Origin of the sequence: Sphingomonas sp. FUKUSWIS1, from assembly GCF_000733135.1 — a bacterium.
Lineage (GTDB): Bacteria > Pseudomonadota > Alphaproteobacteria > Sphingomonadales > Sphingomonadaceae > Sphingomonas > Sphingomonas aerolata.
The window spans coordinates 1-6,126 of the sequence record NZ_JPJC01000154.1 but is presented as its reverse complement, the minus strand read 5'-3'; the positions used below and the strand labels follow the sequence as shown (position 1 = coordinate 6,126).

The following is a 6,126-nucleotide window of genomic DNA, read 5'->3' as shown; positions in this document are numbered from 1 at the left end:
GGCGGGCAGCCGGTGCTCGACGCTCACCATCCCCGCCTCGCGCGTCGCCTTGCCCTTCGACCGGACATAGACGGTGGACGCGGGGTCCTCGCCGACCAGTACGACCGCGAGCCCGGGCGCGCGGCCCGCCGCTGCGGCAAAGGCGGTGACGCCGGTGGCGATACGGGCCCGGAGGCCGGCGGCGAAGGCCTTGCCGTCGATGATGGTCGCACTCATGCCCGCCGTCCTAAAGCGCGGCGGCGATTTCCGCCAGCGCAGGCGTGTCGCCCGCGACATGCAGCCGTTTCAGCCGCGCGGTCTCGCCCGCGACGATAGTGACCGCGCGTTTCGGCACGCCGAAGCTCTTGGCGACCAGCGCGATCAGCGCGGCATTCGCGGCGCCATCGACCGGCGCCGCTGCGAGCCTTGCGGCCAGATGCTCCGGCGTCCCCGCCGCCAGCGCATCCCGCCCGCCGCGCGGCGTCACGCGGACCGCGATCGCCAGACCGCCGTCCACCGCACGCCAGGCGGCCGGCTCGCTCACAGACCGGGGGCGAGCAGGCTCTGTGCGATGTTCGGCACGACGATGTTGGTCAGGATGTACAGGATCAGCAGCACGACGAGCGGCGACAGGTCGAGCGTGCCGAAATCGGGCAGGATCCGCCGGATCGGCCGATAGAGCGGCTCGGTGATCCGCTGCAGCGCCTCCCATACCGACCGGACGACATTGCTCTGCGTGTTGATGATGTTGAACGCGATGAGCCACGACATCACCGCCTGGATCATGATGACCCACCAGACGAGGTTGAGCAGCAACTGGACGATCTGAAGAAGGGCGAGCAAGGCAAGGGTCTCCGCTGGTGTATGCCTTATATAAGGCAGCGGACCGACAACGAGAACCCCGCCGCCTCCAAACAACCCCCTTCCGTCATCCTGACGAAAGTCAGGACCCAGAGCCAAGCAGCACCACGGCCCGTGACCCTGGATCCCAGGTCAAGCCCGGGATGACGGCAGAAAAACCCCTACCGCGCCCCACCCCGCGCACTCACCAGCGTCCCGGCCCCCTGCCGCGTGAAAATCTCCAGCAGCATCGCATGCGGCACGCGCCCGTCGATGATCACCGCCGCGTCGACGCCCGATCCGACCGCCGCGACGCAGGTCTCGAGCTTGGGGATCATCCCCCCGGTGATCGTCCCGTCGGCGCGCAGCTCGGCGATCTTCGCCGGATCCAGATCGGTCAGCAATTCGCCCTGCTTGTCGAGCACGCCGACCACGTCGGTCAGCAGGAAGAACCGCGCCGCGCCCATCGCGGCGGCGATCGCGCCCGCCATCGTGTCGGCGTTGATGTTGTAGGTATGCCCGTCCGCACCGATCCCGATCGGCGCGATCACCGGGATGATGTCCGCGGCGATCAGCGTGTCGAGGATCGTCCGGTCGACCGCGATCGGCTCGCCGACGAACCCCAGGTCGACATGCCGCTCGATCCCCTGCAGCTTGTCGGGCTCGCGCCCGTGCCCGACCTTCTGCGCGAGGACGAGGCCGGCGTCCTTCCCCGAAATCCCGACCGCGCGGCCGCCCGCCTGGCCGATCCAGCCGACGATTTCCTTGTTGATCGATCCCGCCAGCACCATTTCGGCGATCTGCGCGGTCTCCTTGTCGGTCACGCGCAGCCCGTCGACGAACCGCGATTCGACCCCCAGCCGCTTCAGCATCGAGCCGATCTGCGGCCCGCCGCCATGCACCACGACCGGGTTGATCCCGACCGCCTTCAACAGCACCATGTCCTCGGCGAAATCGCGCTGCAGCTCGGGATCGCCCATCGCGTGCCCGCCATATTTCACGACGAAGGTCTTGCCGGCATAACGCTGCAGATAGGGCAGCGCCTCGGTCAGCGTCTCGGCCTTGGCGAGCAGGGCGGGATCGGGCGTATGATCGGTCATCCCGCCCCCTTAGCCAGTTGAGGGAGGGAGTGAAAGCCGCCGGGGGCCCGCCTGCCTCCCTGTTCTCCCGCGAAGGCGGGAGCCCAGTCTGGGTCCCCGCCTTCGCGGGGACACATCAGGTGGCCGGCCCGGTCAAACCCGGTCCAGCCGCCGCCCCAGCCGCACGAAGAAGGTGATCGCAAACGGCACCAGCACCACCGACAACACCACCTTGGTCAGCATCTGCCCCGCCATCAGCTCGACGATCGGCCGCGCACCGAGGAACGAGATGGTGATGAACAACACCGTGTCGATCACCTGCGACACGATGCTCGCGATCATCCCGCGCAGCCACACCAGCCTGCCCTCGCCGCCGACCGGCCCCGCCAGCCGCGCGAAGATCAGCACGTTGAGCGTCTGCGAGATCCCGTAGGAGATCAGCCCCGCCATCATCATCCGTGCGCCCTGCCCGACGACGACCGGAAACGCGTCGACCGCGGGCGGGTACATCCCCGGATCATGCGGCAGCGCGAGCACCAGCTGGATCAGCGCCGCCGACACCAGCAGGGGGATGAACCCCAGCCGCACGAGGAACGTCGCGGTCTTCTGCCCGTGCAGCTCCGAAATCGCGCTGCTGATCACCACCAGCAGCAGGAACGCGAAGATCCCCGCCTCGACCGCGAGCGGCCCGAGCGCGACCTGTTTCACCCCCAGCACGCCGGCGATGCACACCATGCCGCCATAGAGGACAGAGAAAATGAAGAGCGAACGCGGGAACGCGGGAAGGTCTGTGGTCATCGCGCCGGACGCTAGCGAAATGCCGCGCGCCGTCAAATGCCTAGCCCTTCTGAAAGCGTGCAGGCGTCAAATGACTGGCGAGCACGGCGTACCCGTGTCATGTCGGCCGCTTGCGCAGCCGGGGGGCCGCGTGTGTCACCGTACCAAAACGCAGGGCGTCCATGGAAAGACTGATCATCGGCCTTGCAGGCATCGCCGTCATCCTCGGCATCGCGGTGCTGCTGTCGAGCGACCGCCGCGCGATCCGGCTGCGGATCGTCGGCGCCGCCTTCGCGCTCCAGGCGGGCATCGCGATCCTCGTGCTCTATTCGAGCTTCGGCAAGGTCGTGCTCGGCAGCATGTCGGGCGGCGTCGCCAACCTGCTCGGCTATTCGCAAAAGGGCACCGAATTCCTGTTCGGCAAGATGGCGACCCCCGAGATCGGCGGCCAGAGCTTCGCGATCGCCGCGCTCCCCGTCATCATCTTCTTCGCCAGCCTCGTCTCGATCCTCTATTATCTCGGCATCATGCAGTTCGTGGTGCGCTGGGTCGGCGGCGGCATCGAGAAGGTGATCGGCGTGTCGAAGGTCGAATCGCTCTGCGCGGCGGCCAACATCTTCGTCGGCCAGAGCGAATCGCCGCTCGTCATCCGCCCCTATCTCGCCGGCCTCACCCCGGCGCAGCTCTTCACCGTGATGACCAGCGGGATGGCGGGCGTCGCGGGGACGATCCTCGCGGCCTATGCCTCGATGGGGATCCGCATCGACTATCTGCTCGCCGCCAGCTTCATGGCCGCGCCCGGCGGGATCCTGATGGCGAAGATCATCATGCCCGACCGCGTCACGCCGCCCGAGGGCGAGCTCGCGCTCGGCGACCTGCCCGGCGAATCGTCCGCGGGCGAGCCCATGCCGCAGGCGACGCATGACGAGGAAAAGCCCGCCAATCTGATCATGGCCGCCGCCCAGGGCGCGCAGACCGGCGTCCGCCTCGCGGTCGCGGTCGGCGCGATGGTGCTCGCCTTCGTCGCGCTGGTCGCGCTCGCCAACGGCCTGCTCGGCGGGCTCGGCAACATGATCGGGCTGCCGGGGCTCAGCTTCCAGGGTCTGCTCGGCTATGTCTTCGCGCCGATCATGTTCCTGCTGAACGTGCCGTGGAGCGAGGCGGGGATCGCCGGCGGGCTGTTCGGGCAGAAGATCGTGCTGAACGAATTCGTCGCCTATATCTCGCTCGGCACCCAACCCGGGCTCAGCCCGCGGACGATCGCGGTGATCACCTTCTCCTTGTGCGGCTTCGCCAATTTCTCGTCGATCGCGATCCAGATGGCGGTGACCGGCAGCCTCGCCCCCAACCAGCGCCCCATGATCGCCAAACTCGGCCTCCGCGCCCTCGCCGCCGGCAGCCTGGCCAACCTCATGTCCGCCGCCCTAGCCGGCCTCCTGATCAGCTGAACAAACCCCTCTCCCCCCGGGGGAGAGGGAGGGGCCCACGCGAAGCGTGGGAGGGTGAGGGCACGAGAGGCTCGAGGCCGGTCATCCCAACCACCCCTCACCCTCCCGTCGCCTAAAGGCTCCTCCTTCCCTCTCCCCCAAGGGGAGAGGGACCCCAAAACCCCTCTCCCCTCGGGGGAGAGGGAGGGGCCCACGCAAAGCGTGGGAGGGTGAGGGCACGTGAGGCTAGAAACCCTCACCCCCTCACGGCAGCATCACCGTATCGATCACATGGATCAGCCCGTTCGACTGGCGCACATCGGCGATCGTGATCCGTCCCTTGTGCCCCTTGCCGTCCATGATGCCCCAGCCGCTGCCCGACTTCATGAACATCAGCGGCTCACCCTGCACGGTGGTGTAACTCGCAGTCCCGCCATCCGCCTTCGCCTTGGCCGCGATGTCGCCGGCCATGATCGTCCCCGGCACGACATGATAAGTCAGCACGCCCGCCAGCTGCGCCTTGTTCTCGGGCTTGAGCAGCGTGTCGACGGTCCCCGCGGGCAGCTTGCCGAACGCGGCATTGGTCGGCGCGAAGACCGTGAACGGCCCCGGGCCCGACAGCGTCTCGACCAGGTCGGCGGCCTTGACCGCGGCGACCAGCGTCGTGTGATCCTTCGAATTGACCGCATTCTCGACGATCGTCTTGGTCGGGTACATCGCGGCGCCGCCGACCATCGGGTTGGTCTGCGCGGCGACCAGCGCGGTGCCGCTGACGGCGACAGCGGCGGCAATGATCGTGGTACGAAACAGGGGGGTCATGACAGTCTCTCCTGATCGGCGCCGATGATCCGGCTGCCGCGGCGAAGATACGGCCACCCCGGCCGCAACGATGCACACGCTTTTTTACATTCCGGTGCGCAATGTTTCCCAGGCGGCAATCTCTTCGTCATGCCGCCGCGCGATCACCAGGTCGCGCGCACCGGTTTCGCCCGCATCCAGATCGACCGTCACCGAGCCGGTCCATTCGACCGTCGCATTGCCCGACAGCGTCACCATGCCGTCCGCCCCCGCCTCGGCGCGGACCAGCCCGCCGCGGTTGAACACCGTCGTCGGCGTGTCGTACGCGATCCGCCCCGTCAGGCACGCGGCAAAGGTCGACGCCGCCATCGCGCTGCCGCAACTGTCGGTCAGCCCGACCCCGCGCTCATGCGTGCGGACGAACAGGTCGGTCCCGCGCACCTCGACAAAGCTCACATTGGCGCGGTTGGGCAGCCAGTCGGGCGCCGCCTCGCAGGCCTCGCCGACGCGGACCAGCTCGGCATCGTCGACCGCCTCGACGAACGCCACCAGATGCGGGTTGGGCATCGCCACCGCGGTGAACGCGCGCGTCAAGGGCAGTCCGGCCAGCGGCGCCTCGACGATCTGGTCCGCATCGACATGCATCGGCCACGCCGCCACGTCGAGCGACGCCGGCCCCGCGGTCTCGCGCACCGTGAACACGCCCGGCGCGATTGCCGCATCGCGCACGACCAGCGCATCGCTCGTCTTCAGCCGAGCGGTCGCGCGCGTCAGCCCGGTCGCGGCGAACCCCGCACGCGCGACACAGCGCAGCCCGTTGAGGCACGTCTCCGATTCGCTGCCATCGGAATTGAACATCCGCATCCCGAACGCCCGCCCCTGCTCGTCACCCGCAGTCAACAGCAGCAGCCCGTCGCCCCCGACCGGCCCCGCGCGATCCGCCAGCGCGCGCGCGACGCGCGCCCAGTCCGCATCGCCCAGCGACAGCGCACGCGCGTCGATCAGCGGGAAATCGTTGCCGGAGCCGTGACATTTGATCAGTTCGAAGCGCATGCCGCGCCCTTAACCCCGTCGCCGCGCAAAGGCGAGCCGCCGCCCCCCTCGCGCCCTCTGACGTCCCCGCCCTCATAATGTGTCGCCAGCCGGTCGAGTGCGAGCGTCAGCACCAGCCGCCCCGCGCGCGCCGGCCAGGACAGCGCGCGCTCCGCCGCGGGCAGCCCCTCGCC

9 protein-coding genes are annotated in these 6,126 nt (G+C 68.7%); 1 reads left to right on the top strand and 8 read right to left on the bottom strand.

All coding sequences use genetic code 11. The features are described from left to right. The 5 genes from sphsw_RS10095 to sphsw_RS10075 form a co-directional block, all read right to left on the bottom strand. On the bottom strand, positions 1-216 hold a 216-nt coding region (locus tag sphsw_RS10095), incomplete at its 3' end, for a tetrahydrofolate dehydrogenase/cyclohydrolase catalytic domain-containing protein (protein WP_031440511.1). Positions 217-226: 10 nt separating this feature from the next. Further along, complete coding sequence (locus sphsw_RS19375; protein ID WP_031440510.1) at positions 227-523, bottom strand: DUF167 domain-containing protein; 297 nt, start codon at positions 521-523, stop codon at positions 227-229. Further along, positions 520-822 (bottom strand): YggT family protein, encoded by a 303-nt coding sequence (locus sphsw_RS10085; protein ID WP_031395935.1) that lies wholly within the window; start codon positions 820-822, stop codon positions 520-522. Before sphsw_RS10085 ends, sphsw_RS19375 begins: the two co-directional genes overlap by 4 nt. Before the next feature lie 179 nt (positions 823-1,001). Beyond that, positions 1,002-1,919, bottom strand: coding sequence for an acetylglutamate kinase (argB, locus tag sphsw_RS10080; RefSeq protein ID WP_031440509.1), 918 nt, complete (start codon positions 1,917-1,919; stop codon positions 1,002-1,004). A 132-nt stretch (positions 1,920-2,051) separates the two neighbouring features. Beyond that, complete coding sequence (locus sphsw_RS10075) at positions 2,052-2,696, bottom strand: queuosine precursor transporter (protein WP_031440508.1); 645 nt, start codon at positions 2,694-2,696, stop codon at positions 2,052-2,054. Positions 2,697-2,857: 161 nt separating this feature from the next. Between sphsw_RS10075 and sphsw_RS10070 the strand changes: the two genes are divergently transcribed. Beyond that, the gene (locus sphsw_RS10070) at positions 2,858-4,123 is read left to right on the top strand and encodes a NupC/NupG family nucleoside CNT transporter (RefSeq protein ID WP_031440507.1); all 1,266 of its coding nucleotides are present in this window, start codon (positions 2,858-2,860) and stop codon (positions 4,121-4,123) included. A gap of 243 nt (positions 4,124-4,366) precedes the next feature. On the opposite strand, the gene sphsw_RS10065 is transcribed toward sphsw_RS10070, so the two are convergent. The 3 genes from sphsw_RS10065 to sphsw_RS10055 form a co-directional block, all read right to left on the bottom strand. After that, the gene (locus sphsw_RS10065) at positions 4,367-4,921 is read right to left on the bottom strand and encodes a fasciclin domain-containing protein (RefSeq protein ID WP_031440506.1); all 555 of its coding nucleotides are present in this window, start codon (positions 4,919-4,921) and stop codon (positions 4,367-4,369) included. Positions 4,922-5,005: 84 nt separating this feature from the next. Then, positions 5,006-5,953, bottom strand: a complete 948-nt coding sequence (dapF, locus tag sphsw_RS10060) for a diaminopimelate epimerase (protein ID WP_031440505.1) — start codon at positions 5,951-5,953, stop codon at positions 5,006-5,008. Beyond that, the coding region (locus sphsw_RS10055) for a DUF6456 domain-containing protein (protein ID WP_031440504.1) at positions 5,938-6,126 on the bottom strand (189 nt) is incomplete at its 5' end. The genes sphsw_RS10055 and dapF, both read right to left, overlap by 16 nt.

Excerpts from the sequence above, each read along its gene's own strand:
- sphsw_RS10075 (WP_031440508.1), bottom strand. The coding sequence starts at position 2,696 with ATGACCACAGACCTTCCCGCGTTCCCGCGTTCGCTCTTCATTTTCTCT.
- argB (WP_031440509.1), bottom strand. The coding sequence starts at position 1,919 with ATGACCGATCATACGCCCGATCCCGCCCTGCTCGCCAAGGCCGAGACG.
- sphsw_RS10070 (WP_031440507.1), top strand. The coding sequence starts at position 2,858 with ATGGAAAGACTGATCATCGGCCTTGCAGGCATCGCCGTCATCCTCGGC.
- sphsw_RS10065 (WP_031440506.1), bottom strand. The coding sequence starts at position 4,921 with ATGACCCCCCTGTTTCGTACCACGATCATTGCCGCCGCTGTCGCCGTC.
- dapF (WP_031440505.1), bottom strand. The coding sequence starts at position 5,953 with ATGCGCTTCGAACTGATCAAATGTCACGGCTCCGGCAACGATTTCCCG.